Origin of the sequence: Risungbinella massiliensis (assembly GCF_000942395.1) — a bacterium.
In the GTDB taxonomy this organism is placed as follows: domain Bacteria; phylum Bacillota; class Bacilli; order Thermoactinomycetales; family Thermoactinomycetaceae; genus Risungbinella; species Risungbinella massiliensis.
This window is the reverse complement of record NZ_LN812102.1, coordinates 146,380-172,511: the sequence shown is the minus strand read 5'-3', so window position 1 is coordinate 172,511 and position 26,132 is coordinate 146,380. Positions and strand designations below refer to the sequence as shown.

The window sequence follows — 26,132 nt, the reverse complement described above, 5'->3', positions numbered from 1 at the left end:
CTTAATGAATTACCCTCTGCTATCACTCATTCGTTCCTTCCCCATCATAAAAATAACGATCAAGGCAAATATTGCTGGGATCACAGACCATAGGAAAGCAGTCGAAATCGAGTTAGACAGTGCATTTTGAATTGCTTCTAGGATCGGTCCAGGGATATTTTTCGATGCTTCTCCACTTAGCGCATTGGCAGAGAAATTGGCAACAGGAGTATCGCCAGGAAGAGAAGAAGATAACTGATCTGTAAATAGTCGCTGCTGAATCGATCCAAAGATGGTCACACCGAGAGCCATCCCGATCGTACGAAAAGTAGAACCTACCGAAGTCGCAGATCCACGTTGATAAGATGGAACGCCTTGAATAGAAGCAAGGTTCAGTAAGGAAAAAGAGAAACCCACTCCAAGTCCTAATACCACCATAAAAAGCGTAACCATCCATCGTGGGGTTTCGGTATCCATCGTACTAAGTAGGTAAAGTCCTAATATGAGTAGGATTCCTGAGACAATCATGACATTACGAAAACCAAACTTCATGGGTGCCCGCCCACCAATCTGAGCAGTCACAACGGAACCCAGCATCATCGGCATCAGAATCAGCCCTGAGTTGGTTGCAGATCCCCCGTACACTCCTTGTATAAAAATAGGGATATAAACGCTTGCTGATATGAAGACCAAACCATAGAAGAAAGCGACTAATTGCGCAGAGGCAAAGAGACGTCTTTTAAACAAGGAGAAGGTAATGATTGGTTCCGATGCTTTTCGCTCAATAAAACCAAATATAATGAACGATATCAACGACAAACCAAAGAGTCCTAAAATTTGCACCGAGTCCCATGCATAATCTTTCCCACCAAACTCCACAGCGAACATAAAACTAACAAGTCCTAGGACTAAGGTAATTGCTCCGCCCCAGTCAATTTTTTGTTTGTTGCGCTGGCCGGATTCATGATAAAACTTATAAATAAAAAAGATTGAAATTGCACCAATAGGAGCATTGATATAAAAAATCCAACGCCATCCTATTGCATCTGTTAAAAAAGCACCTAATAGTGGTCCTATAATACTAGACAAACCAAATACTGCACCAAAAAGCCCCGTTATTTTACCGCGTTTATCTGCTGGAAGAGCATCAAAAATAATCGTAAAGGCAATAGGCATTAATGCTCCGCCTCCCAATCCTTGCAAGGCACGGTAAAATGCTAACTGAGTCATGGAATTAGCAATACCACAGAGCATCGAAGCAACAATAAAAAGAGTGAGACCAAATAAAAAAAACATCTTACGCCCATACATATCCGAAAGCTTGCCAAAGATCGGCATCCCTGCTACGGTAGCGATCATATAGGCAGAGGTGACCCAGACAAATTGATCAAATTGTCCTAGTTCCCCCACAATAGTCGGCATTGCTGTAGCGACAATTGTATTGTCTAGTGAAGCAACAAAAATTCCAAGCATTAGTCCGGCAATTACATAATTCATACTGCTTTTACTTAGTTCCAACTAATATGCTCCTTTCCCAATACATACAAAAAAAGGCAAATTGCTGATATTCATTTTACTCTGATTCAGGAGCGAATACTATCAATATTTTCCAACATAGCTTCCATTACTCTTTCTTTCAGAAAAAAATGAAAACACCCTCCTTTTTATTTGGGAGGGTGCGGATGATTGGTTAACTCTTCCTAATCTCGTTAGCTTTTTCATAAATGCTGATGATTGCAATTTCTTTACTCTCCCATCTGATCGATCGGAAGATTTCAATTGCCTCTTCTGTAAGTATATTGTCCTCTATCGCCTTGCATATTTCTGCTAATTCTGGTTTGTAATGGATGATTCTTTGTTCCTGTTTTCGATTACGTAATCTTCTTTCGATGTCTTTTGCTGTGAAATAAGTTTTTTTAGTAGCTAGAGAACGACACATATTGACCCTTTCTGGACAACAGCGTCTTTGGTAGTTACCAATCACCATCGGTGTTGGCTAAGACGCTCCCTCCCACAGACCAAAATGTGGTTCTTCAGGAGGGAGCGTCTTAGCGCCACCTCCCTAATATAATAACAGATATTTTAGAATATATTATCTATGAACCAGCGAAAAAATTGTCTTTTTTTTGAACTTTAACTCTTTTTCAATATAACAAAGCACCCTCCAAAAAATACAGGAGGGTATCGGTAATTGGAACTACATATGAAAACCATGGTGTGCGTTGATTTGAGAAATAATGGATTTTTCAGCGTTACTCCACTTGACTTGATCCATCACCTGGATCGTGGAACGTGTAAGTTTCCCTGAAAATCTAGCAGCATACAATTCATTTAATTCAGTTGTGGTAATTACGTTATCTCCTGCTAATCTTCTTTCCACAAGTTCGTTAAAATTTTTCATGATTTTCTCCTTCTGGAAAAACGCATCCTTGGTATTTTTCCAATTACCACTGGTATTGGCAAAGACGCTCCCTTGTGGAGATAAACTGTTTATCTCCACAAGGGAGCGTCTTATTGTACCTTCGCAAATATAACACAAAAGCTTTTGAATTTACTATCTACTAAAAGAAGAGAAAATGTCGCTTTTTTGAACTTTTCCGCCCGTTTTTTTCTAGATTTTTTACGAACGTTGTTATATGATATTCATCATATTATTAGCGTTTTATTCGATTTTACGATATGAGCAATTATTAATTTACGTATTTCAGACGTTGGACAATGGTCCTAGTAGGAGGAGAACATGAAAAGCATCCAGACGAAAGAATTAGGTAGAACATCCTTATTAGGCTTCCAGCATGTATTGGCCATGTATGCAGGGGCTGTTGTAGTGCCGCTGATCGTGGGAGCAGCAGTAGGTTTGACCCAAGAACAACTAGCATATCTAATCGCAATTGATCTATTTACTAGTGGGATAGCCTCGCTACTACAAGTTATGGGAGGAAAACACTTCGGTATCAAGTTACCTGTCATCCTAGGATGTACCTTTACCGCAGTGGGCCCCATGATCGCCATTGGGAAAGTAGAAGGGGTTGCAGGAATTTATGGCTCGATTATTGCTTCTGGTATCGTGGTGATGATCGTAGCCCAATTCTTTGGGAAGATTCTCCAATACTTCCCACCTGTTGTTATTGGTTCCGTTGTAACCACTATTGGGGTTTCGCTTGTTCCTGTCGCCATGACCAATGTAGCTGGTGGAGATGGATCGCCAACTTTCGGTCATCTAGAGAATCTTTTTCTTGCGCTGTTCACCTTTCTCTGCGTGATTTTGTTACAGCGCTTTACCAAAGGCTTTTTGCAAGCAATCTCTGTTTTAATTGCTTTAGTAATGGGTTCCTTTGTTGCGTATTTAATGGGGCTCGTAGATTTATCTGTTGTTGGAAAAGCAGATTGGTTCTCCATGGTACGCCCATTCTATTTTGGTGCACCTGAGTTCCATCTCTCTTCCATTATTACAATGAGTTTGGTAGCGATTGTTAGCATGGTAGAATCAACAGGGGTTTTCCTTGCCCTGTCCGAAGTGTGCGAGAAGAAACTAGCACCAACTGATATCAAGCGCGGACTACGTGCAGAAGGATTGGCAGTGGTAATCGGGGGATTATTTAACGCTTTCCCATACACGACTTTCTCCCAAAATGTTGGACTAGTCGCCATGACCAAAGTAAAGAAACGGAGTGTCGTGATAGCAGCTGGTGTGATCCTAATGATCCTTGGGCTGTTACCAAAAGTAGCAGCGATTACGACGATCATTCCAAATGCTGTATTGGGTGGAGCGATGATCCCGATGTTTGGGATGGTAGTTGCTTCTGGAATTCGCCTTCTCTCTACTGTAGATTTTAAACGGAACGAAAACCTATTGATTGTTGCTTGTTCCGTCGGAATCGGACTTGGTTCTGCAGTAGTTCCTGCTGTCTTTACGGAAGTACCAGAATCTCTAAAAGTTATTGTTGAAAATGGAATTGTCTTAGGGAGTTTTACTGCGTTTTTCCTCAATCTTTTACTAAACAAGAAACAACAAGAGACAACAATAACAACGGAACAAACTACTACTTCATAATTTGATATTGCATAAAAAAAGAGACTCTAATCATAGAGCCTCTTTTTTTATGGTGGATAGTCTGCTATTTAGTCAGTATATTATTTCTATCTGTAATGCAAACTAGTATGCATTTTATATAATATATTCTACAGATAGATGATTAAGCTCGTTGCTCAATAAACTATCAATGTAGATGCTAGTTAATAAACTGAGCGGCACAATGAGCTGAAGTTGCATTCATCCAAAAGGATAAAAACAAGCCGTTTACATTCCCAAATTAATAAGCAGGGAATGTAAACGGCTTAATAGAAAGAAAGATATGATTGCGGGGGGTTGGACACGTAGATTTCTACGTGTCCAACCTGCTACCTACTCAGTGGTTAGCCGAGCAGGCGGCGGATCGTCCGGAACTGCGAGTTGCTGATCTGGACATCCCCCTGACTGGTGTTGCCGATGCAACGCTCGAGCTCTTCCTTGGCCTCACGGACCTCGGGAAGCAACGAGTTGTTGTCACCACGCCGCATCAGCGACTTGGTGCTGGACGAAGTCAGCTTGCGCTCCTTCTTCTTCAGTGCCTCGAGCAACTCCTGAGCCTGCGCGTTGTTGATACGCATATCTCTCCTTAAGTAGGATTGTCAGGGTATAATCATTTTAACATAACTTCATACATATCTGAATATTAAATTTCAAAAAAATATTAAAAATAACCATTACCCATAAGATCCTGACAAAGCTAGAATAATGATTTATCGTTATCTTCTTTAATAGCACGATTTTTTAATAAATCACGGATTTCGCTAAGTAATTCTTCTTCTCTACTAGGTTTTAGTGCCTCCTGTTCCTCTTCTTGCTCCTCTCTTCTCTTAAGCTTACTGAACAGCTTAATGAATACAAAGATAGAAAAAGCAACAATTACGAAATCCAAAACGGACTGTACAAAATTCCCGTATTTTACTACAGCACTACCAACTGTTATATGTAAATCAGTAAAATTAATCCCGCCTACAAGCAAGCCAAGTAACGGCATGATCATATCATTCACCAATGATGTTACGATTTTTCCGAATGCTGCACCTATGATGACCCCAACGGCTAAATCTACAACGTTTCCTTTTAAGGCAAATTGTTTAAATTCACTCCACATGTTATTCTCTTCTTTCTGCTTAAGGATTTATTTTTATTATTCCCAATAGCAGAGTATATAGAAATTTAATTCAGAAATAAAGTAACTTCACCACATAAATAGACGTTACTAGGATATATAGCTCTTTTTGTTGGGCATACTAGAGGATGTTGAAAAATTTTCCATTTGGAGGATTTATGGCGAAGTTCAAATCACTCTATTTTCTAATTATAATTACCTATATCATTGCGTTAACATGCAACTACTTACTTCCTGTACGTGACAATCTTAAGACACTAAACGAACAGATAGATCCATTATTTAAACCTGCTGGGTTTGCTTATTCCATCTGGTTTCTTATTTTCCTTCTTCTTCTCATTTGGTTCTTTCGCGTTCGAGATGAACCAGAACTAGTAGAAGACATTGGTTTTTGGTTACCTGCCAACTTCCTACTTAATGCACTATGGATTTTCTTGTTTACCAGTGGAGCATTCTTTTGGTCCTTAGTTGATATGGTGCTCATTCTAATCACCCTAATCGTCATCTATCGAAAAATCCAACATACTACGTACCGTAGTTTTTTACTAAGGTTTCCTTTTTCCATCTATCTTGGTTGGATTTCCGTTGCAACTATCGTCAACTTGTTTCTTACACTTAGGGTATACGGAATCTATTCCATTCTCGGGCTAAGTGAATGGTTTTGGACCTTGCTACTTCTATTAGTAGTCGGATATTTTGGGCTGTATATGATCGTACGTCAACAAGATATTGCCTATGCCTTTGTGACCCTGTGGAGTTACCTAGCAATTTTGATCGAACGCGGAGGTTATCCTTTTATTCCTTATACATGTTGGATTATGATTGGGATCCTCTCTATATTTATTGCTTGGAAGTTAGTAGACAGGTTACATATTGGTGAAGCAGGTAGATAGCTACGTTGCTCTAGACAAAAAAGCTCTCTAATATAATAGAGAGCTTTTTTGATCCTATCTATTATCCTTTTAACAAGTAGTGATATCCTTCTTCATCCGCAAATTGGACAAACGTTCCCCAGTTCATCGTTTGAGGTTCTCCTGCAAAATTCACTCCACGACTTTTCATCTCTTCATATGTAGTACGGATATCATCACATAAAAAAACAATAGACGGTTTCAATTCTTCCCAGTTCTTCATCATCGACTTAGAATAGATGACAAGTGCCGTTTCTGCGCCTGTAGGAGCTACTTCCAGCCAACTGGCACCTGGTGCCATTGGATAATTTGCCACCACCTCAAATCCTACTTTATCTCTCCAAAACACAAGCGCTTGTTCCTGGTCTTCTACATATACTGCTGTAGTCGCGATTTTTTGAATCATTGTGTTAATGTTTTTTAATCTACCATGTACTATCATTCCTTCTTATACCCACAACTTTAGGCGTTGACAAATAGAACATTACATCATAAAATTATCTCGAATTCAAGATAATGAAGGGGTCATTATGAATCCAGAGTTAACCCTAAAATCATATGTGGTGTTTATGAGAGCTACTCAATCAGTTCAAGAGATAATTAAGCAGGACATCGCATCCTATGGTTTAAATCCATCTGAATTTGGAGCACTAGAAGTCTTATACCATAAAGGCCGACAAACAATTCAACAGATCGGAGAAAAAGTTCTCCTAGCTAGCGGAAGTATGACCTATCTGATCGATAAGTTAGAGAAAAAGGGGTTAGTCAAGCGTGCTCATTGCCCAGAAGATCGTCGGGTTACCTATATAGAAATAACCGATAAGGGAAAAACTCTGATGGGAGAAAAATTCCCCAATCATCAAAAGGTAATTGAGCAGATGTTTGATGTCCTAGACGAGCAAGAAAAAGAACAGCTCATCCTACTCTTAAAAAAAATAGGCTACCAAGCATCTAATCAAGGCTAACAAATTTTTTTCTTCAATATCTCGAATTCAAGATTCTCTATATAGAGGTTTTTTACTTACTAAATTCATTGGAGGGTTATCAATGGAATTAAAAGGGATTCACCATGTGTCTGCAATGACAGCCAATGCTCCTCGAAATTTTGAATTCTATACACAAACACTGGGTCTTCGATTAGTCAAAAAAACAATCAATCAAGATGATACCTCTGTGTATCACTTGTTTTATGGGGATCATAAAGGAAACCCTGGTACAGAGCTTACTTTCTTTGAAATACCCATGTTGGCTCGAAACTATCCAGGTGCAAACAGCATATCAGCTATCTCTTTTCGAGTTTCGAATGATCAGGCATTAGAATACTGGAAAAATCGATTCGAAAGTCTACAGGTAGAGCATGAGGAAATTTCGTATGAGACAGGCAGAGCTAGCCTTGCATTTACCGATTTCGAAGGGCAACGAATAGTACTAGTATCCGATGAGGAAAATAAAGGGGTAGCTGGTGGAATGCCTTGGGGAAATAGCCCAATCCCTACTGAATACGGAATATTAGGGTTAGGTCCAGTTCAATTAACGGTTGGTTTTGTTGAACCTACAGTTAAAGTCTTAACCGACTTAATGGGGTTCCGAAAAGTTCGAACTTATCCATCTCGTACTTTAGGTCAGCCTGATGTAATTGTATTGGAAACAGGAGAAGGTGGAACTGGTGCAGAGGTTCACGTACAAGAAAGAACGGACTTGCCACCTGAACGTCTAGGAAGAGGCGGGGTTCATCATGTTGCTTTTCGAGTAGACAATGAAGAGGAACTAAGAGCATGGATTCCGAGAATCCGTCAAGCAGGACTACCTAGTTCGGGATTTGTAGATCGCTTCTACTTCCGTTCTCTTTACTTCCGTGAGCCAAATGGGATCTTATTTGAACTCGCAACAGATGGACCAGGATTTGATACGGATGAAGACCTAGAGCATCTTGGTGAATCCCTTGCTTTGCCCCCATTTTTTGAATCACAACGTGGCCAGATTGAAGCGAAGCTCAAACCTCTGGACACGAAAATCAAATAACAAAAAAGGAATGATATAAATGGCAAAAAGTTTTTATCAAGCAGTAGAAGATCGTCGTTCTTATTATGGAATTAGTAAAGAGTCCCCCATTTCTGACGAAAGAATTCAAGAAGTAATCGAACATGCAGTGAAATATACTCCTTCTTCTTTCAACTCCCAAAGTGCAAGAGTATTGGTACTTCTGCACGACAGTCATAATAAAGTATGGGATATCACAAAAGAAGAATTGCGTAAAATTGTTCCTGCAGAGAACTTTGCTCCTACTGAGGAAAAAATTGCCTCCTTCCGTAATGGATATGGTACGGTTCTTTTCTTTGAAGATATGAGTGTGATCGAGTCTCTTCAAAAACAATTTGCTCTATATGCTGATAACTTCCCAGTTTGGGCTCAGCAATCCAATGGGATGCTACAATTTGTAATCTGGACTGCACTAGAAATGGAAGGTCTTGGAGCTTCTCTTCAGCATTATAACCCACTTATTGATGCAGAAGTTCAAAAAGAGTGGAACGTTCCAGCTAATTGGAAATTGATCGCTCAAATGCCATTTGGAAAACCAGCAATGGAGCCAGGTGCAAAAGAATTCCAGCCTCTTGAAGATCGAGTGAAAGTAGTAAAATAAATGCAATTCACAAAATAAGTAAAAGAGGATACGATGTCCAAATGAGGGCATATATCCTCTTTTTTTGTTGTGTATTTCTGATTTGTAATATGAAAGTAAATCATTAGTTAAAAAGCAATTGTGGTTGAATTAAAAACGTTCCATAGTAAGGTCCATATTTACGGAAGCTGCAACCTTATTACCATCAGCAGCTGTAATAACTAGAGAAGAGGGAACTGATTTTTCAGTTTCTCCTACAACATATATATTTTGACGTGTCGTGCGTCCTGCTCCGTCTGTTACAACTGCTCCATTTTCCTGAACGTTACATCCTAATTGTTCAGCAAATAGATTGGGACGATAAAAAGATGGTACAACAAACCCGCCTGATCTTATAATCGTTTCTCCTGAAACAAATTCAATTTTTTGTAGATATCCGTCATCCCCTATTAAGTTTTTTATTGGTTCAGTTTTTATGATGATATCTCGTTTACGTAACTCTCGAACTCCTTCCTTGGAAATTTCTACTCCATTTGTAACTACTACCAAATCTTTAGACCAGTTATAGACTAATCTAGCCATGTGTAGTACGAACTCTTCTTTGTCTGCAATTATAACTAACGGCTGATCCCTCATCTCCCAGCCATCACAATATGGGCAACTAAACAAGCTTTTTCCATAATATTCTCTTACACTTGGAATAGAGAATCTCTCTTGAATACCGGTTGCTAATACAATCTTTTCTGTATGAAACATCTGATGATTCTTTGTTTTGATGATAAATTGCTGACCATTCATATCATCCAAAATCTCAGTCACTGTTGAATGAAAAAATGATACTGATGGGTAATTCTTTAGCTCGTTTAATCCAATCTCCTTAAACTCTTGAGGCTTAATTCCATCTCGAGTAAGAAACCCATGTGACTGATGGGTAACTCTATTTCTATTTGTTCCATCATCCAAGACAGCAATATTCCTTCTAGCTCTACCTAAAGTTAAACTTGCACTTAATCCTGCTGGACCTGCGCCAATAATGACACAATCAAAAATATCCATCTTGCTCCATCCTTTACATTTTAATAATAACCTTATTAGGGATATTAACACTCTTTAATGTCTTTATTAAAGGAATAATAAAAGCGGCTTAGGGAGCCACTTTTATTTGCTTAGCTAAATCAACCATTTTTTTATTCCTTAGTTCATTCAACATCTTTTCTTCTGCAGAAAAAATCACCTTTTGTATCGGACAATCAGGATTATGATCAACACAATAGTCAAATATGGATGAAGGACCTTCAATAGCGCGAATGATATCTAAAAAAGAAATACTTTCCCAATTATGTCTTAACTTATATCCACCACTTGCGCCAGAAATTGACTCCACTATTCCAGATTTCACGAGTTTAGTCAATATTTTGGACAAGTATGTAGTAGATACTTTTTGATGCTCAGCGAGTTGGTGAACGCCGATATGATTCTCTGGAGTATTAACTGCTAGATATAGCATTGTATGAAGTGCATAGTTTGTTGCCTTTGAATATTTCATCTATTTATATACTCCTCAATAAAAGATATCTTGTATCTATAATATCTTTTATTGAGGTTATTAGTAAAGCTACTTGGACTATGTAATTATTAAAACACGTTCAAAAGCTGGTTTCCGTTAGAAAGCAAGTAATCACTATCTATCTTATTCATTTATAATAGCTAATATTTGATGATCCTCCCAATGACCATTAATTTTTACATTCTTTTTAGCAATGCCCTCTTTATGGAAACCGACTTTCCGCAATACTTTTATGGAACCGATGTTGTGTGGCATTACGCCTGCTTCTATACGATGTAAGTCTAATTCTCGAAATGCATAGTTTACAACAAGCTTTACAGCCTCTGTCATATACCCTTTTCCGTTATGATCTTTGTCTAAGAAATACCCAATCCAACAGCTTTGTAGATTTGCACGTACCACTTCACTGAGCATAACTTCCCCAATTACTTTTCTTGATTTTTGTAAACAAATCAAGAAGAAATATCCTTGGTCTGCTTTTTGTAATTCTATTTGATTTCGAATTCGCTCTACTTGGACTTGGTGAGTATAAAATGATTCCTCTCTCAAACCCGTAAATAGTTGAAAAAAGTCTTTGTTTTTCTGTTCAAGCGATAAAAGTGAATTTGCATCAGATTTCTCTATAAGTTTTACAAAAATGTTTTCACCGTTTAATTGCATCGGATCATTCTCCTTTTTGATAATAAAAAACACCACAGGAATCCTGCGGTGTACATGACAAATATATGTAACCACAGGAAAGCGACCTGTGGAGTTCCACTATATCCTAGTGATCATTCTAAACGAAAGGATAAAAGTCGCAATCATCCAATTTTGGACATACTTCTCCCGTGATTAGCATGATCAAAGAAAACAGCAGTAGAGTACCCAATTCCTTTGGATAAAGATTTCATTGATCTTTTCTTCATTTGGATCCTCTCCTTCCCTCCGCCATTTCCTTCAATGAAGTGTTTATATGAAATAGTATAAGTCAACAAGTAAGACAATTCAATGAACTTATAGATAGTACGGTCACTTGCTTCTACCTCATGATTGTTCGATTTGGTTAACCCTATTTGTTAATTGAAAGAATGCGATAGATCCAATAAAAGAAGTAATAAATAATACTGCTCCCATTGGTATTGCTGTTTCCTCGTTAATACCAACAAGAGGAGAGACCATGGATCCGAGTAACAACGGAATCATACCTAACACAGCACTTGCACTTCCTGCACGGTGTTCTTGATTCTCCATCGCCAGTGTAAAGGAGCTGGTTAAAATCATTCCCATAGAGGTCATATAAATAAAAATCGGGATCACAAGAGTTACTAATGGTCCTTCTATAATCGTCATGACTAGAAGTATAAAGGTTGCACTTACCGCGATCATTACAGCAGTTTGCAACAATTTTCTTTCATGAATTATTCCACCAAATCGCCCAATGATAAAACTACCCATAATAATAGCGATACCATTCATCCCAAATAGAATACTAAAGACTTGAGGCGATACATTATAGATTCCTTGATACACAAAAGGAGTTCCAGATACATAAGCAAAGCTCCCGCCATGAATGAATCCGACCGTTAAGGCGTAACCAATAAAGGAACGATCCTTCAACAAACTCCCCATCGTACGAACAGAATGACTGACTGAACTTGGAATGCGCTTTTCTTTCGGTAAGGTCTCCTTAAATCGCAAAGCAACAACCAAAACAATAAAAATTCCCAGTAAACCTAAAAAGAAGAAAATGGTTTCCCAACTGGAAGATGGTAAAAGTAAGATTGCCCCACCAGCCATTGGCGCAACCATGGGAGCAATAGAAATGATTACCATCAAAAGTGCAAAGAACTTTGTTAGCTCTCTTCCGCTAAACACATCACGAACGACAGCACGTGAAAGGACGACCCCTGCCGATGCTGTGAAGCCTTGTAAAAATCTAGCTACTACCAATGTGATGATATTCGGAGCGAGTGCACAAAGAAATGAAGATAATGCAAATAAGAAAATAAATACCAGTAAGGGCTTCTTTCTACCTTGGGCATCACTGATCGGTCCAACAATTACCTGACCAATCGCGAGTCCAATTAAACAGGCTGTTAAACTAAGCTGTACAAGCGACGCACGTGCATTTAAATCATCCGCAATATCAGGAAAACTTGGTAAATACATATCAATATTAAGTGGTCCTAATATTGCTAACGTACTGAGAAGAAAAGCCAATCCTAAACGTTCTTTTCCTGTTGGATTTTGAATCATGAATCTCAAACACCTTTCTAAGTATTGCAAAGTCTCAAACATAACTGCAATAAAATATTTTAATTTAGTTAGTCTACCATAGTTATAAAGAGAGACATCATCTAGGAGAGATGTTAGTCAAATCAAAAAAATGGAAGGGCATTCATTGGCCTTTATTGAGTGGAACATGTCATAGATTAGAGAATCTAGTATACTCTTTTCAAAAGGAGGAAACTATGAACGTTCAAATCACCCACAACTCACGTCCTAGTCTCTTCTGGTCCGGAATTGTAATGTTTGGAGGAGCCTTTTTTCTTCTATCAGCAGCATTAATAGAAAATCAGCTACATGATTTCGACCGATATTTTACCCAGAAAATCCAATCATGGCGTACTCCTTTCTGGACGACCATCATGTCTACCGTTACTTTTTTGGGATCGGGTATCACTAGGATAATATTTTTCTTGGGCACAACCTTTATCTTGGTTCGGAGAAAGCTTACACAGGAAAATATACTTCTTTTCCTTGCGTTTGTGATGGGACCTCTTTTAACTGGATTTCTTAAAAATTTATTTGAGCGACCACGCCCTTCAGAGAATGCACTCCTTCTATTAAATAGTTATAGTTTTCCAAGTGGACATGCACTATGTTCCCTGCTCTTCTTTGGTATGATGGGATATTGCTTCACTAAGATAGTCACGCAGAATTGGCAAAAAATCACCATCCTTCTCCTGTCTGTTGTTCTCTCGATCGCTATTGGGGTTAGTCGTGTATATCTAGGGGTTCATTATCCAAGTGATGTTATCGCAGGTTTTGCAGCATCTAGTGTTGTACTTATTTTCTTGTTACGTAGCTATTTTTACCAACCTACTTCTGCATACACTATTGTTCGGAAGTTTCACACATGAGAAATAAGGAGTTCTGTAAATGTCAGGACCGATAGATAAACGGAATCGTTTAGCAGGTGAGATGTTTCGATATACAGTAACTAAAAATCAAACTGTCTTACTTTACTGGTATGAGAAACAAGTGAAAACCTTAAAAGGCACAGAGGCTACGAAGTTTCTTGCCAAAATGGACCAGGCAAGTGATGAATCAGAGAGACAATTGATAATGGCAAAAGTAACAGGCAATTTCAAACGGGGTAATGAACGATAAAAAACAGACAAGCGTCCAACTTTGGCGCTTGTCTGTTTTTTATTAAGGTTGATTTGGATACTCGATCAAGTTAACCATGAGGCGATATCCACCAGAAACTTGTGATTGAATTTCACGATAGAGCACTAGACTGGTATAGATATAAGTACCTTTGCCATAATTGGCTACTAAGACACCTGTATCAAAAGGTTGCTCGTTGGGATCTGCCATAGAAAAGAGCTTTTGGTATGCAGGGTCATAAGACGACGGAAAATAAACAGCTCGTTCTTGAACCCAGTTATCGAAGTCTTTAGATGTGATCAAGTTAGGTCCTTGAATAATCGGGTGTTGAAGATCTAGAAATGTAACTGCTGCTTTCTCATCTGTTACCCGCCAATTAATTGCTGGGTCACCAGGTTGGATTGGGTAAGGTGCCAGTTCTGGTTTCCAATTGTCTCCTGGCTTGTGATATTGCATCACCACATGCCCACCATTTTTCACATAGTCTAGGATCTTTTGATTGTTCTCAAGGAGATCGTTACGTGACAGATAGGCGCGAATCCCTACTACAATTGTGTCATACTGTGATAAATCTCCTGTTTTTAAGTCATTTTCGGTTAATGATGTGATGTTTAGTCCTGCTTCACGTAATGCATTAGCAAGATCATCAAAGCCACTCTCTACATAACCAATTTTACGAGTCGCATCATATTTTAGTGAAACACCTTGGAAAATGAGGGTTGCATCTCGTACATAGTAGACTTTTCCAATATGAGGATACGAGATCGTCTGTACTTGTGTAGAGAAGGACTTCCCGTTTACCTTAGCTACTACAGGAATGGAGTATTTTTGTTCCGTAACTTTCGGAGTTGTGATGGTAAAAGTAATATCTTTTGTCTCTTGGAACTTTTGGAACGATACCTCTGGAGAACTAGACACTGCCTTCCATCCTGCTGGTAGCTGAAGTTCTAGGGTTCCTTTACTTGGTCCTTGAACAAAGTTAGTTACTTGTACTGTTACCTTCTTCGTATCCTGTTCTTTTTCGGTATTAACAACACCTGATTCTGGTGTCAACAGAAGACCCCAGTCCGGCAAATTGGCAGGTGTCTGTAATACTGGATCTACCTTTACTCGCTGGGTAACGGTCTCGTTATACAGCTTGTAACTTACATCAAACTGAACAGGAGTCACCTCATATGGTTGGAAGAAACTATTGTCAGCAGTCGGGGCCTTTACATCGACTGATAGGGTGGTTTTCTCCCCTTCTTTCAATTGTTTTGGTACATTTGTGATGGAAGCAGACCATCCTTTTTCCAGCACAGGTGTTATTTTTAAATCCGATATCTTATCTGCACTACCATTTGTCAGTTGGATAGATACTTGCTTCGAAGCGCCTAGTGTCCATACTCCATCCCCTACTGATAATGTCGAATCAATCTTAGAAGCAACTTTACTCGCATGGAGTAACTGCTCTTCTTTTACCTGCAAACGGTAGACGAGATCTGATTGTTGCTCACCAGGAAGTGGTTTTTTGTTCAGATCATTTAATAGTTGACGAGTTGATTTAAGTGCTTTTTGAACTCCAATAGTTACTTGTTCATAGTTTGGATAGCTTTGAATGATAGTGTTATATTCTACTTGAAGCTGCTTTAACTGTTTCTTTACTTTTTTATCTGTCACTTGTTGACTAAATGCTGTCAGATCATATGGTAGGTTATCAAAAATAGTTTGTTCTGACCCTGTAGCCCCTACCTTCGATTTGAATAGTTGTAAATTGACAAATTGGTCTGCTACCGGGATATCTCGTCCCATCCCTTGAGATTTGTGTAACTTACGGGATTCTTCCCCAAGTTGTGGATAGGTAAGTTCGTAAATCGGATCTACTTTCCCGCCAATATTAAAACGTAACGTAGTAGTGGTGCTCGTACCTGGGAGGTATAATTTTTTGATCTGCCAAGGAGCGAGTCCTTGTTTCATATGTTCTGGAAAAACATTGGGATTTGCTGCATCTTCAAATGCTTTTACAGTCAACTGATTGATCGCCCGATGATGTCCATGTTGAGAAGGTACATCCAAGAAACTAGGCATCACAATATCTGGCCGTGTCTGCCGAATCTGACGGATCAATCGCTCGTAAGTAAGGGATTCTCCCCAATTATTTAATGTTTCTACAGGAGACTTGGAAAAGCCAAAATCAAAGATAGGATCATCAGGTTTTTCGCTTAGATGAATCAAATGGAGATTCAAAAGTTCTGCTGCCTCTTGGAGTTCTCGCGAGCGGATCATTCCTAATCCATTGAAGAGCTCCTTTCCAATCTCATTTTGACCCCCTTCCCCACGATTGGCGATCAGACTGATCGAGCGAACTCCTTTGCCAAGTGACAGATAAGCTAGTAATCCACTTTGTTCATCATCAGGGTGTGCACCAGTGTTCATAAAACTTACGACTGTACCTAGTGGTTGTATTGCTTTCCAAAGCTCTGCGTCTTTCGAAGCGGCATTAGCTGTTGGTGCAAAATTTATCACAACTAAGCTAACAACTAGTAATACGATCAGCGTAGTAGAAAGTCCCACACGTATGAGAGTTCTCATCTTTAGCCTCCTATAACGGTCATAAATTTGTCACAAGTCTATCAAAACAAAATCAAAGAATTTATTCAAATATGATAATTGACTCTATTGCCTCATATTCTTCGATAACCTAACAAAACGAATATGAAAACGCTTACTATCGTGTTTTTATGGCTATTGCGTATCATAGATTATAGAGAAGCCACACAAAATCTAATTATCTAATACATTATCCCTAACTTAACTGTCTGCTATCCTGTGTTCCATTTCTTAATTAAAATTATAACAGAATATTATGAATATACGTTATTTGATATACAATAGAATGGATAGCTGTATTTATAAATGGATTGCCTCGTAAATAAAATTAATTTTTCCTGTCTTTTGTAATATCTTAGGAGGGATAATATGGGCACATATGTACTTGATTTTCAGGAAATCGATCAAACACATCTCTTACTCGTAGGGGGGAAAGGCTTACATTTAGGTCAATTATCGCAGATCGAGGGAATTCAGGTACCAGAAGGTTTTTGTGTTACTACGGACGCCTATAAAAGGATACTTGATCACAATAAAGAAATTCATTTATTGCTAAATCAATTATCTTCACTAAAAGCGGAAAACAAAGACCAAATAAGGGATGTAAGCAGAGAAATTCGTAAGGTAATCGAAGAAACGGAAATATCCAGCGATATCAAGGAAGAGGTCATTCGAAATCTAACTAGATTGGGTGAGGAATGTGCCTATGCTGTACGTTCTAGTGCTACAGCTGAAGATCTGCCAATGGCCTCTTTCGCAGGACAGCAAGATACGTATTTAAACATCATAGGAAAAGAGTCGGTCTTTCAACATATCAGCAAGTGTTGGGCTTCTCTGTTTACAGAACGAGCTGTTGTTTATCGTATTCAAAACGGATTTGACCACCATCACGTTTCGTTGTCTGTCGTGATTCAACAGATGGTCTTCCCATACGCATCAGGGATTATGTTCACAGCCGATCCAATCACCTCCAATCGCAAAGTATCTTCCATTGATGCAAGCTTTGGACTTGGTGAGGCACTGGTGTCTGGTATGGTGGACGCTGATCTCTATAAGGTGCGCAAAGAAAAGATTATAGAGAAGAAGGTATCTACCAAGAAATTAGCTGTCTATGCATTAAAAGAAGGTGGTACCAAAGAACAGGAAATCAAACCTGACCAGCAAAATAACCAGACGTTGATGGATGAAGAGATTTTGCAACTAGCACACATAGGCAAAAAAATCGAGGATTACTTTGGTAGTCCCCAAGATATTGAATGGTGTCTTTTACAAAATACTTTTTATATCGTTCAAAGTCGACCTATCACTACTCTATACCCTGTTCCTACGCCAAATGGAACCAAACAAATGAAACGTGTCTATATGTCATTTGGGCATCAACAGATGATGACAGATGCCATTAAGCCATTAGGTATGTCCTTTCTTAGTTTTTTATCTGATATCCCACTTTTTCATGCCGGCGGGAGGCTGTTTTTTGATATATCACACGATCTAGCCTCCTCTATTGGTCGCAAGGTCGTACTCAATACGATTGGCATGAACGATCCTCTCATGAAAAACGCCATCACCAGTTTAATCGAGCGGAAAGATTTTATAAAATCGTTGCCGCACGGTAAGAGAGTCATTGGCTTTAGTAGAGAGGGGTTATCTTGGAGACTTCCTATTCAAGCGATCAAAATCTATCAAAATAACAACCCAACAATCATAGAAAAACTTATCTCCCTTAACGAGTCTTCTATACTCGATCTACAACAAAGCATTAGAAACGTCTCTGGAGATGAACTTTTTGAATTTATTCTACAGGATCAAAAGAGATTAAAAGAACATATCTATGATCCACAGAGTTTGGCAACAATATTGGTCGCGATGTATGCAATGAACTGGATCAATAAAAATATGAAGAAATGGCTTGGTGAAAAGAACGTAGCCGACACGCTTTCTCAATCAGTATCCAACAACATTACATCTGAAATGGGACTAGCGCTTTTGGATGTATCGGATGTGGTTCGACAATATCCAGATGTAATCACCTTTTTTGATGAAGCCAAAGATGAGAACTTCTTTGAGGAACTAACTAAAATAGAAGGCGGCGAAGTGGTCCATGGTGCTATGCAGAAGTATCTAAAAAAATATGGTATGCGTTGCCCCGGAGAGATAGATATTACCAAACCTCGTTGGAGTGAACAGCCAACAGCTCTCATTCCAATGATTCTCAGTAATATCAAAAACTTCGAATCAAATGCGAGTACTGTCAAATTTGAACAAGGACGATTAGAAGCAAAGCAAAAAGAGCGAGATCTCTTACGTCGCTTGGAACAATTGCCCCGTGGCAAACAAAAGGCAAAAAAGACAAAGAAAATGATCCGTGTTTTACGTAATTTTATTGGTTATCGTGAATATCCAAAGTACTCTTTTATCAGACGATACCAAATTTATAAGCAAGCTTTAATGAAAGAGGCTACCGTACTGGTGCAAAGGGGTGTTATCCAACAGGAAGAGGATATTTATTATCTATCATTTGAGGAATTCAGGGAAGTTGTTCGTACTAATCATCTAGATTATAGAATGATAATAGAAAGACAAGAGGAATATGCCATATATGAAAAATTGGCTCCACCACGTATCATGACATCGGAGGGTGAGATTATATTTGGAAAATATAACACTGACAATGTCCCTTCAGGTGCCTTAGTAGGTATACCCGTTTCATCTGGTATTATGGAAGGAAGGGCGCGGATCGTATTAAAGATGGAGGAAGCCGACATAGAAGATGGTGATATTTTGGTAACCAGATTTACAGACCCCAGTTGGACGCCACTATTTGTATCAATAAAAGGCCTTGTAACAGAAGTGGGCGGACTGATGACACATGGATCTGTCATTGCCCGTGAATATGGCCTTCCAGCAGTTGTAGGTGTGGAAAATGCCACAAAACAAATCAAAGATGGACAACGGATCCGGGTAAATGGAACAGAAGGATATATTGAGATACTTTGATTTGATGTTCATATATACATCAAAAGGACTCCACGAATGATAGTGGAGTCCTTATACATAAAGATTTGATTGACTCTATGTATAAATGATCGGAGTGAGTGGATAAAAGTTGTCTTACCAGGGAGTCTATCCCTGGTAAGGGACAGGATCAGTGTCGATTATGGAGAAAGTATCTCCGTAATCGACAAACATCGCGAGTTGATTCAACTTCTCGCCAGCATACTTCGCGATTTTTTCGATTGTGCTATAATCGCTAGTATTGGAGATCGACACTTTTTGGTGTTCATCATAATAGATAACACCCTCATCCATCCAAGCTCCGATTGTTTTTTCAGTTCCAATGGATGGAACAAGCTTGCATTCTTTCTTTATAAATTCTAGGATGTCTTGGTAGACTTGATTGGAGAAAAGTTCTCCAACATTGTTATACTTCGGCAAGAAGATAACAATGTTTCCAGCTGTTTGTGTATTCTTTGCTTTCGCCAATACGTCTGCTGTTTCCACGTTGAATTTTCCTACCTTGGCTGGAGGGTTGCCCAATTGTTCTCTCATCTTTTGGAACTTCATGAGATCTTCCCCCTCTTGCAAGCCAACAAAAACCGTGATGTTGTCCTGATGAAACTCGATCGTGCAGCCGCTAAAATGGCTACAAGCCACTTCCAGCAAGTTATCCAATTCGCTAGGAAGGACCTTTTTTCCACCATTACCAGACAAAGTAATCGTGCCCTTTACATACATTCTCACTCACTCCTTTGGTTAATTAATCGTCTAGTAAGGAGTATAAGATATTTCTAATATCAAAATCTACAAAATTACCGAAGAATTAATAAAATAGATATATATTTTAGAAAGTGAGCGATCTAACTATGTTAAAAATACACATTCCTATTTTAGGGAAAATTATTAATCTAGAGTCATTGACGGTGTCGGAATTTCAATTTTATATGGAGTGTCTTCATAAATATCAACAAAATGAACCATTTACATCGTTTCAAACATTTTTTCAACAACCAACAAACGCTTGGATGAAAGGTAGTTCCCGACTCACAAGTGAGTTGAAAAACAGTCCATTGGGTAGAGCTGTCTTGGACTTTTGGTATCGTTTGGGACAAAAACAAGATTTTCTTGGATTAGAAGGAGAATATGAAGTGGAGCCTTTTTTGGAGGATAATACCCTCCCTTTGGAAGCGGTAATGGAAATATGTTCATGTGATGAACTAGTGGTATTAGATCTGTTAGACCAGGGTGAGTTAGTAGGAAAAAAGTCGGACGGAAACTGGCAGATTAGTGAGCAGTCCGTTCAGTATTATCAAAGGAGCAAACAAGGTTAAACATAAAAAACCAGTCCTCGGTTCCCCAAGAGACTGGTTTTTTTGGTTATTAGACGATTAATTAACCAAATTAAGAATAAACTAAAACTTACTTTTTGGCAATGACATAATTGTGTATTGATCAGTATTTATATATCTAAATATTCAGTAAAGTAGCGCTCCCAAGAAGAAATTTCAAATTCATTGCTTCGGCATACTGTTTCTTCCCTTTCTATTGCTGTCTGGTTGTATGCGAACGAAGAACCTGTAGTTCAAAGTCAACCAAATGTATCCAAAATCTAACTATCACAAATCCAGTCAAAAATGGAGAGTCATTTGTAATTCATCACCGCATCACCTCAAAAAAAAGCAAACACTTTACCAGATGAGATCCAAATCCCGACCGATGTTCTACAAAATGCAGTAGATATACAATAATCAAATTATCAACCATAATAAAATGAATTTGCCACTGTATAGTTTTATAAGACGGTGGCATTAATAATAAGCCCCATAATAAACGAGGCTATCTTTTACTTAAATCTGCTGATTGTTTACTTATAGTTACTATATATCGATCTAGGAATAGTACATATATTAGAAAGAGTGACCATGGTTGGAGTTAAAGATGTATAAAATAAATTGGAAAGTGTAATGGAAGATGGAGTTAATGGTGTATTAGTAGGTGTTAGAGTTCCCAGTATGAATTGAATTTTCTCTTCCTCAGCATTCATAATATTGGCTAACGATAATTCTTCTATCGCAATCGAGCCAAGTGATTGTGGATGAGTATCAGGTAAATCCGATGTAGTAGTCGAACGAAACTTTGAAACATTTGCTGGACCCATCGTTTCACCTCCATTTGTTCCAAGAGCTTAGTTTTCCAGTTAAGTGAAGTTACTTTCCATCATATGGAGAAAGTTATGTAACGGGCACGGCAAAAAGTAAAAAAACAGCTAATATGAATAGCTGTTTTTATCAACTTTTATTTTTGTCTGTATCAGATATTAACTTTTGATATTTTTGAGCATCCTCGTTTGAATAGTATTGATCCAAGAAAGAGTCTAGAGTGAATCCCTGGTTTTTTAAGCAGATCCGAAGAGCTTTTCTCGCATCCTGAAAATTTGGTGATACCACAACCGTTTGGAGAAAGCATTTAATTGCCTCGCTTGGTTCTCCTAACTTTTGATGACAAAGACCACAGTAGTACATCGCTTGATAGCTCCCCAAACCATATAAACAAAGGTATTCTAAGTTACCTTCCCCTATCTCTAGGCATTTTTGGAATGATGCTAGTGCTTCTTTATATTCTCCACGAGCTAGCAAGATATATCCCATATAGAAGTGCAGATCTACATAATCAGGATATAACGATACTGCTAAGCGAATGCTAGGCCATGCTCCCTCTATACTCCCGAGACTGAGCATAATAGAGTATTTTAGCTTGTATAAAAGAGCTGGTGGTGTCGATTTGGCTGTTAAAAAGTCACGAATGGACTGATTAACGTGTTGAAAAGCTTTAGCATACTCTTGGACGCGGTAATACTCAGATGCAATGTGGTAGTGAATCCAAGGACTATGTTCCTTTTCCCCTAGTTCACGCTTTAACAAAGTGAGATTTCGTTCAAATTTCCCTTTTTTCTCTACTGACGTTTGTAGGTATCCAGTGTGGTACACACGAATTGGTACAATCCCTACCCTTTTTTTCTGATCTGTTTCCGAAAGAACATTTGTTATATTAAGCGTTTCATGAATTCTATTCTCAAAGCAAAACCCCATATGGTTACGAAATAGTCGATGATGTGCAATCTGATAAAAGTGACTTTTGTCTTCCTTTTCACCAATAAAGTTGATTAGATTGACTGCCAATAAATCATAATTCGAACAATACAATATATCACGTAACATGGCCGCATCTTTGACTTCTACCTTCTCGTCTGCATCTAGCCATAAGATCCAATCCCCCTGCGCTTTTTGAATCCCGTAGTTTCGTGCAGCAGAAAAGTCATCCGTCCATGGGAAGTCATAAATGTTTGCTCCGTAATTTTGAGCTATCTCCTTCGTTCGATCGGTCGAACCGGTATCCACTAAAATGATTTCATCCACAATGTACTTTACGCTTTCTAAACATGAGGCAAGTGTCTCTTCCTCGTCTTTTACAATCATGCAAAGGGATAATTGCTTAAAAGAAATCACGATATCTTCCTCCTTAGAATTTTTCCTAGTCATTTATCACGACTTTTTTCACCATGAATATGATGCAGATAACTAGGGAGGTGTGAGCCGTGCCTAACGAGCAAATCTCCATTTGTTGGAAAGGTTCTTTTTCAGAAAACCACAGCTTTGGTAAAGTGAATCGCAATATTCGAAAACAACTACAAAATAAAATTGAGATTGAGCTACTCTCCATTAACACAGATCAAACAAACCATACTGCTTTATCAGAAGGAACAACGATACATGATATTTCGATATATCATCAATGGCCTCCACATTGGAAGTCTCCTAAGAGTAAGTATTGGGTTACAATGCAACCCTGGGAGTTCGGGGCGGTTCCGAAATCTTGGCTGATGCCTATGAAGTTTTGGACGGATGAGATATGGGTTTATAGCCATTACAACAAGGAAAATTATGTCCGCTGTGGAATCCCAGAACATAAGATCCGAGTCATACCGCTTGGAGTCGACGAAAAGATTTATCATAATCAAGTGGAGCCTTTTCTTTTGCAACGTCCCTCCTTTTTTCATTTTCTTTTTGTAGGAGGAACTATCCCGCGAAAAGGGATCGATCTGCTCCTCGCTGCCTATTTGGAGGAGTTTTCTGCAGATGAAGATGTTTGTTTGGTGATTAAAGACTCTGGCAGTAATTCTTTTTATAAAGATTCTTCCATGGCAGAAAAAATCTACTCTCTGACAAAACAAGAAGGAATCCCTCGCATCGAGTACATGGATGACCATTTATCTGAACAAGAACTTGCCAGCTTATATCGTGCATGTGACTGTCTCGTACATCCTTATCGAGGCGAGGGATTTGGTCTTCCTATTATTGAAGCAATGGCTTGTGGGACACCTGCCATTGTACCGAATAAAGGGCCCAGCCAAGATTTTTGCGATGAAGAGACTGCTTTTTTTCTTTCCGCAAAAGAAGAAATATTAGAAACAGACGAAATAGATGGACACAAATTGATACAAAATCCTTGGTGGTTGCATATAGAGCAAGCCAAATTACAAAAGATGATGAGATATGTTTATGAAAATCGGAACGAATTAGATAAGAAAGGCAAGCTCGCCAGTAAAAAAATCTTGTCTTCTTTCACATGGAAACAGACAGGAGAGCATATTACAGTTGCTGTCAAGGAGTTACTATTTAAGACGGCTCCAAACAAGATGGGAGATCACGAAATTGTTTGTATGGAGCTACTCAATGCAAATGAAGCAGAGCGATTTGGGAGATTAGAAGAAGCCCAGGAGATCCTGAAGAATGTTTTACAAATTTACCCTCAAACCATTGCAGCACATTACCATCTAGCTAAACTACTGATGGGTAGCAAGCGCTATGTTGAAGCCATCCAACATTTAGTCTATGTCTCTCGTTCTATGGATCAGGAATCCAAATCATTTCAAGCTGAGATTTGGAGTTTATTAGGGACTTGCTATATTCAAATACAGGTTTACCAGACAGCTGTTCAATCCTTTCAAAAAGCAAGTGAATTGAACCCCTCTATTCAAATGCAAGAAATTTTTTCTCTTCAAGAGGGTATTGCGAAAACCAAAGAACAGCTAGCTACTTTATATCATCGTTTAGGAAACTGTTATTCGGAACAAAACAACTTAATTAAAGCTGAGGAGATGTTAGAAAAAGCCGTTACTTATACAAGTAATCCAACTTTGCTACAAAACGATCTGGAAAAAAATAAGGAACGTATACAGCAAAAAGTTGAATCAATACAAGAAGCTCCTTCCATCTCGATTGCTTCCATAGGAATCAAACCAACTACTATCTATTGGAAAGTGTCGCCCCTCTATCCTCTACAAGATGATTTGGAACGAATAAAGCAGAGACAACAGCGATGGGAGTCTTATTTTGTTAAGGGAGACCGAATACTACAGATACAATGGAATGGCAAAACGAACGGGAATCTCTCCGTCTCAACCAAAGGATTATGGGAAGGGATACTGATTCAAATAAAAGAGAGTCCTTCCTCTACCTATGATCTGTTGGAGCTTTTGAAACAAACGTATTCTCTTGTCACTCAAACGGGTAAACTCCTTTTCCTATTAGAAGATGACAATAGTATCCCAGATCCCTCCTCCCTTCGTAACATGGTAGAGATGATGGCTAAGATAGCCAATTGGAAGGTTAAGGAGTCGCACACAATGGATTCATCACGATCTTTTTATCTTATTTTGGAAAAAGTCCATTACGAAATGTTATGGCAATCCCCCTTGTTTAATCCAACTGGATACGCAGAAGAGCAAAAGTATTTTTTGGAGGGGATTCGACCTTTTCCTGTCCGGATTAAGCTCCAACCAATTTACGGTTCTGACTCCTATGAGTATCCAAGTGAATTACAAACATACTTAACTTCACTCCAGAATCAATCAATAAATCAACCACTTATCCATTATCAAGCAGCTCCCGCAAACCTGATTTCCTATCCGGTTGCTCCAATCTCCATTGGAAGAACGATGTTTGAGACAGACTCGTTACCACCGGAATGGGTGAAAAATTTAAATGAGATGACAGAAGTTTGGGTTCCTTCCGAATTTAATCGAGAGACTTTCGCCAATGCTGGAATTGATCCGAAACGTATCTATCTGATGCCTGGCACTTTGGATGAAAGGGTATATGACCCAGAAAAAGTACAATCAATCGCTATGCCAAATCAACATTCTTTTAAGTTTCTATCGGTTTTCGATTGGAGTGTTCGTAAGGGTTGGGACGTTCTGTTAAAAGCATATTTTGAAGAGTTCCATTATAAAAATGAGGTATCTCTCATTTTAAAAATAACGAAAATTAATGAACCGGGAATTAATCCTTATCGGGAGATTAAAGAGTTATCGAGACAAATGGGTCTCGCCCAAGTTCCACATGTTCAAATTATTCAGGAGAACTTAACAGAAGAAGAATTAATTCGCCTCTACGCTTCGGTAGATTGCTTTGTTCTTCCCTCTAGAGGAGAAGGTTGGGGACGTCCTTACATGGAAGCGATGGCAATGCAACTCCCGACGATCGGAACGAAGTGGAGTGGGCAGATGGCATTTATGAACGATCAAAATAGTTATCTCTTAGATGTAGAAAACCTAGTTCCAGTAGATCCTGAACAGATGCCAGCTCATTTTCATGGGCACAGATGGGCAAATCCAAGTGTGGACCATCTGAAGCAGCTAATGAGATATGTTTTCGATCATCCAAAAGAAGCAAAGAAAAAAGGGATAGATGCAAGAAGGACTCTTTTCCCTGCTTTTTCTAGGCAGCGAATTGGTCAACGGATGTATCGGCGAATGGATGAGTTGGTTCGCTCCTATTTCCAACAATAGCGCATTAAATCACCCCCTGGACCATGTTTTCATAGAAGACATGGTC

23 protein-coding genes and 1 pseudogene are annotated in these 26,132 nt (G+C 38.8%); 10 read left to right on the top strand and 14 right to left on the bottom strand.

Annotation, left to right across the window (positions count from 1 at the left end; translation table 11 throughout):
* Positions 1-9 precede the first annotated feature (9 nt).
* The 3 genes from VJ09_RS01265 to VJ09_RS01255 form a co-directional block, all read right to left on the bottom strand.
* Positions 10-1,476, bottom strand: a complete 1,467-nt coding sequence (locus tag VJ09_RS01265) for an MDR family MFS transporter (RefSeq protein ID WP_044641498.1) — start codon at positions 1,474-1,476, stop codon at positions 10-12.
* Positions 1,477-1,669: 193 nt separating this feature from the next.
* On the bottom strand, positions 1,670-1,918 hold the full coding sequence (locus VJ09_RS01260) for a hypothetical protein (RefSeq protein ID WP_044639905.1): 249 nt from the start codon (positions 1,916-1,918) through the stop codon (positions 1,670-1,672).
* A gap of 258 nt (positions 1,919-2,176) precedes the next feature.
* The gene (locus tag VJ09_RS01255) at positions 2,177-2,380 is read right to left on the bottom strand and encodes a hypothetical protein (RefSeq protein WP_147635404.1); all 204 of its coding nucleotides are present in this window, start codon (positions 2,378-2,380) and stop codon (positions 2,177-2,179) included.
* A gap of 339 nt (positions 2,381-2,719) precedes the next feature.
* Here VJ09_RS01255 and VJ09_RS01250 point away from each other — a divergent pair, with 339 nt between their 5' ends.
* Positions 2,720-4,033, top strand: coding sequence for a nucleobase:cation symporter-2 family protein (locus VJ09_RS01250; protein ID WP_044639903.1), 1,314 nt, complete (start codon positions 2,720-2,722; stop codon positions 4,031-4,033).
* Between the two features lie 362 nt (positions 4,034-4,395).
* Here the strand turns inward: VJ09_RS01250 and VJ09_RS18245 are convergent, their stop codons facing one another.
* Both VJ09_RS18245 and mscL read right to left on the bottom strand, forming a co-directional pair.
* Complete coding sequence (locus tag VJ09_RS18245) at positions 4,396-4,629, bottom strand: hypothetical protein (RefSeq protein ID WP_147635403.1); 234 nt, start codon at positions 4,627-4,629, stop codon at positions 4,396-4,398.
* Positions 4,630-4,748: 119 nt separating this feature from the next.
* Entirely contained in the window at positions 4,749-5,159 is a 411-nt protein-coding gene (gene mscL / locus VJ09_RS01240) for a large conductance mechanosensitive channel protein MscL (protein ID WP_044639901.1), read from the bottom strand.
* A gap of 176 nt (positions 5,160-5,335) precedes the next feature.
* Between mscL and VJ09_RS01235 the strand changes: the two genes are divergently transcribed.
* A complete protein-coding gene (locus tag VJ09_RS01235; RefSeq protein ID WP_044639900.1) occupies positions 5,336-6,070 on the top strand; it encodes a TspO/MBR family protein in 735 nt (244 codons plus the stop codon).
* 61 nt (positions 6,071-6,131) lie between these two features.
* On the opposite strand, the gene VJ09_RS01230 is transcribed toward VJ09_RS01235, so the two are convergent.
* Complete coding sequence (locus tag VJ09_RS01230) at positions 6,132-6,494, bottom strand: VOC family protein (protein WP_044641497.1); 363 nt, start codon at positions 6,492-6,494, stop codon at positions 6,132-6,134.
* A gap of 124 nt (positions 6,495-6,618) precedes the next feature.
* Between VJ09_RS01230 and VJ09_RS01225 the strand changes: the two genes are divergently transcribed.
* From VJ09_RS01225 to VJ09_RS01215, 3 genes are all read left to right on the top strand, one after another.
* Complete coding sequence (locus VJ09_RS01225) at positions 6,619-7,053, top strand: MarR family winged helix-turn-helix transcriptional regulator (protein ID WP_044639899.1); 435 nt, start codon at positions 6,619-6,621, stop codon at positions 7,051-7,053.
* An 82-nt stretch (positions 7,054-7,135) separates the two neighbouring features.
* On the top strand, positions 7,136-8,110 hold the full coding sequence (locus tag VJ09_RS01220) for a ring-cleaving dioxygenase (protein WP_044639898.1): 975 nt from the start codon (positions 7,136-7,138) through the stop codon (positions 8,108-8,110).
* Positions 8,111-8,129: 19 nt separating this feature from the next.
* Entirely contained in the window at positions 8,130-8,729 is a 600-nt protein-coding gene (locus tag VJ09_RS01215) for a nitroreductase family protein (protein ID WP_044639897.1), read from the top strand.
* A gap of 129 nt (positions 8,730-8,858) precedes the next feature.
* Here the strand turns inward: VJ09_RS01215 and VJ09_RS01210 are convergent, their stop codons facing one another.
* The 4 genes and pseudogenes from VJ09_RS01210 to VJ09_RS01195 all read right to left on the bottom strand — a co-directional run bounded on the left by VJ09_RS01210 (position 8,859) and on the right by VJ09_RS01195 (position 12,513).
* Entirely contained in the window at positions 8,859-9,764 is a 906-nt protein-coding gene (locus VJ09_RS01210) for an NAD(P)/FAD-dependent oxidoreductase (RefSeq protein WP_044639896.1), read from the bottom strand.
* Positions 9,765-9,852: 88 nt separating this feature from the next.
* Complete coding sequence (locus tag VJ09_RS01205) at positions 9,853-10,254, bottom strand: Rrf2 family transcriptional regulator (RefSeq protein ID WP_044639895.1); 402 nt, start codon at positions 10,252-10,254, stop codon at positions 9,853-9,855.
* Between the two features lie 147 nt (positions 10,255-10,401).
* Positions 10,402-10,935, bottom strand: a pseudogene (locus VJ09_RS01200) (GNAT family N-acetyltransferase); the annotation flags it as partial.
* Positions 10,936-11,301: 366 nt separating this feature from the next.
* Positions 11,302-12,513, bottom strand: coding sequence for a Bcr/CflA family efflux MFS transporter (locus VJ09_RS01195; RefSeq protein ID WP_044639893.1), 1,212 nt, complete (start codon positions 12,511-12,513; stop codon positions 11,302-11,304).
* 215 nt (positions 12,514-12,728) lie between these two features.
* Here VJ09_RS01195 and VJ09_RS01190 point away from each other — a divergent pair, with 215 nt between their 5' ends.
* Together VJ09_RS01190 and VJ09_RS01185 are read left to right on the top strand one after the other, a co-directional pair.
* Positions 12,729-13,400 carry a phosphatase PAP2 family protein gene (locus VJ09_RS01190; protein ID WP_052807159.1) on the top strand — a complete coding sequence of 224 codons (672 nt, stop codon included), beginning with the start codon at positions 12,729-12,731 and terminating at the stop codon, positions 13,398-13,400.
* A gap of 19 nt (positions 13,401-13,419) precedes the next feature.
* A complete protein-coding gene (locus tag VJ09_RS01185) occupies positions 13,420-13,650 on the top strand; it encodes a hypothetical protein (RefSeq protein WP_044639892.1) in 231 nt (76 codons plus the stop codon).
* Positions 13,651-13,692: 42 nt separating this feature from the next.
* On the opposite strand, the gene VJ09_RS01180 is transcribed toward VJ09_RS01185, so the two are convergent.
* Positions 13,693-16,221: a PIG-L family deacetylase gene (locus VJ09_RS01180; RefSeq protein WP_044639891.1), complete on the bottom strand. Its 2,529-nt coding sequence runs from the start codon at positions 16,219-16,221 to the stop codon at positions 13,693-13,695.
* A 387-nt stretch (positions 16,222-16,608) separates the two neighbouring features.
* On the opposite strand from VJ09_RS01180, the gene ppsA reads away from it, so the two are divergent.
* Complete coding sequence (ppsA, locus tag VJ09_RS01175) at positions 16,609-19,236, top strand: phosphoenolpyruvate synthase (protein WP_044639890.1); 2,628 nt, start codon at positions 16,609-16,611, stop codon at positions 19,234-19,236.
* Positions 19,237-19,362: 126 nt separating this feature from the next.
* Here ppsA and VJ09_RS01170 read toward each other — a convergent pair whose 3' ends face one another.
* A complete protein-coding gene (locus VJ09_RS01170) occupies positions 19,363-19,974 on the bottom strand; it encodes a hypothetical protein (protein ID WP_044639889.1) in 612 nt (203 codons plus the stop codon).
* A gap of 185 nt (positions 19,975-20,159) precedes the next feature.
* Between VJ09_RS01170 and VJ09_RS01165 the strand changes: the two genes are divergently transcribed.
* On the top strand, positions 20,160-20,567 hold the full coding sequence (locus VJ09_RS01165) for a hypothetical protein (RefSeq protein WP_147635402.1): 408 nt from the start codon (positions 20,160-20,162) through the stop codon (positions 20,565-20,567).
* Positions 20,568-21,100: 533 nt separating this feature from the next.
* On the opposite strand, the gene VJ09_RS01160 is transcribed toward VJ09_RS01165, so the two are convergent.
* Positions 21,101-21,394: an alpha-helical endospore appendage domain-containing protein gene (locus VJ09_RS01160; RefSeq protein ID WP_052807158.1), complete on the bottom strand. Its 294-nt coding sequence runs from the start codon at positions 21,392-21,394 to the stop codon at positions 21,101-21,103.
* A gap of 130 nt (positions 21,395-21,524) precedes the next feature.
* Positions 21,525-22,742, bottom strand: coding sequence for a glycosyltransferase family 2 protein (locus VJ09_RS01155; RefSeq protein WP_230199068.1), 1,218 nt, complete (start codon positions 22,740-22,742; stop codon positions 21,525-21,527).
* Positions 22,743-22,831: 89 nt separating this feature from the next.
* On the opposite strand from VJ09_RS01155, the gene VJ09_RS17395 reads away from it, so the two are divergent.
* On the top strand, positions 22,832-26,086 hold the full coding sequence (locus VJ09_RS17395; RefSeq protein ID WP_052807157.1) for a glycosyltransferase: 3,255 nt from the start codon (positions 22,832-22,834) through the stop codon (positions 26,084-26,086).
* Positions 26,087-26,132: the final 46 nt, after the last annotated feature.